General features: G+C 44.2%; 3 protein-coding genes. 2 read left to right on the forward strand and 1 reads right to left on the reverse strand.

Features of this window, described 5'->3' with window-relative positions:
* Nucleotides 1-589: 589 nt before the first annotated feature.
* Both F6K53_RS41055 and F6K53_RS41060 read left to right on the forward strand, forming a co-directional pair.
* The gene (locus F6K53_RS41055; protein ID WP_293086034.1) at nucleotides 590-907 is read left to right on the forward strand and encodes a nucleotidyltransferase family protein; all 318 of its coding nucleotides are present in this window, start codon (nucleotides 590-592) and stop codon (nucleotides 905-907) included.
* On the forward strand, nucleotides 894-1,250 hold the full coding sequence (locus F6K53_RS41060) for a DUF86 domain-containing protein (protein ID WP_075906784.1): 357 nt from the start codon (nucleotides 894-896) through the stop codon (nucleotides 1,248-1,250). Before F6K53_RS41055 ends, F6K53_RS41060 begins: the two co-directional genes overlap by 14 nt.
* Before the next feature lie 43 nt (nucleotides 1,251-1,293).
* Here the strand turns inward: F6K53_RS41060 and F6K53_RS41065 are convergent.
* Nucleotides 1,294-1,600, reverse strand: a 307-nt coding sequence (locus tag F6K53_RS41065; RefSeq protein ID WP_293086037.1) for a hypothetical protein, incomplete at its 5' end; no start/stop codon positions are given.

The following is a 1,600-nucleotide window of genomic DNA, read 5'->3' on the forward strand; positions in this document are numbered from 1 at the left end:
AGAAGCGAAACAAGCCAACCTCCGACAAACCTTACTCCGCATCAGTGGCGCAATTCAGGTAATCGAAGAAACCTTAGGCCAATCAACTGATACAGGGGAAAACAATACTCAGCCATCGGAGGTAGTTGGTGCTCAAGTAGAGTAGGGAATCGGGAATCGGGAATCGGGAGTCGGGATTTTTATCCTGAGTCTGTCAGCGATCGCTCTTGGTTGTATCTGGGTGCGATCGCTCCTGTTGTGATTACACTCACACTAGAGGAAATTGCGAGCAATTTCCTTCCGTTGGAAACAGGCAATGTCCACCCGACAAGATCAGCGATCGCACTATCAACTACAAAATGCGAACGCGCCCCGCGTGACCATTCGCGAAGCGTGGCCTAAAGGCCAAGGTCAATCGCACTGATTGTGAATTCTGGAAGGGTTGGGGCTTGGAAACCGGCCATGGGTACCCTGGTTGGTGGGCATTGCTCAGATGAATTCCGGCAGGTAGGCGAGTTGGAAACCGGCAATGCCCACCCTACAAGCTGCTAGGATATAGAGAAACCTGCTCCTACCAACTAATTGCACCTGATAAAAATCCAGAAGAGAAATGAGTGAAAGCCCGGTGTTACCAATTAAGATTCCTAAGGAAGAAATAGAGCAATTTTGCCAGCGTCATCATATTCGCAAATTGTCTTTATTTGGTTCAGTGTTGAGGGATGATTTTACACCGGAGAGTGACCTGGATTTTTTAGTAGAATTTGAACCAGGCAAAACCCCTGGTTTCTTTAGGTTAGCCAGTATGGAAATAGAACTTTCAGAACTAGTAGAAGGGAGAAAGATTGATTTAAGAACTCCTAATGAATTAAGTATTTATTTTCGAGACAGAGTGATGGCTGAGGCGATGGTGCAGTATGACAGCAATTGACGATTTAACTCGCTTGCACCATATGCAGGATGCAGCAATAGAAGCTCTCGGTTTTATGTCTGGAAAGACCAGAGAAGATTTAGCTAAGGATAGGATGTTGGTGTTGGCAGTTGTTAAAGATTTAGAAATTATTGGGGAAGCGGCAGGTAGAATTTCAGCTGAATGTAGGGGGAGACATGCTGATATTCCTTGGGCAGTGATGATTGGGATGCGAAATCGTTTGACCCATGCTTATTTCTCTATCGATTTAGATATTGTTTGGGGAACGGTGAGGAATGATTTAGTGCCACTGGTTGAGCAATTGCAAAGGGTAATTCAGGAGGAAAGTGAAGGAGAATCGTAGGGTGGGCAAGGCTCTCGGAAGATCAAAATTGAACGCCGAGCAATTAAATGGGCAATGCCCACCAATACCCATTTGAATGTAGAATGAAGAATTGAGAATGTAGAATGAAGAATTGAGATTCGTAGGGTGGGAATTGCTGATAAAGATCATGATTGAACCCCGAACAATTAAATGGGCAATGGCCACCAATACCCATTTGAATGTAGAATGAAGAATTGAGAATGTAGAATGAAGAATTGAGAATCGTAGGGTGGGAATTGCTGATAAAGATCATGATTGAACGGCGAGCAATTACATGGGCAATGCCCACCAATACCCATTTGAATGTAGAATGAAGAATTGAGAATGTA

The sequence above is a fragment of the Moorena sp. SIO4A1 genome, from assembly GCF_010672065.1.
Taxonomy (GTDB): domain Bacteria; phylum Cyanobacteriota; class Cyanobacteriia; order Cyanobacteriales; family Coleofasciculaceae; genus Moorena.

What these genes read in the sequence shown, in the direction of transcription:
- F6K53_RS41055 (WP_293086034.1), top strand. Translation starts at nt 590, where the DNA reads ATGAGTGAAAGCCCGGTGTTACCAATTAAGATTCCTAAGGAAGAAATA.
- F6K53_RS41060 (WP_075906784.1), top strand. Translation starts at nt 894, where the DNA reads ATGACAGCAATTGACGATTTAACTCGCTTGCACCATATGCAGGATGCA.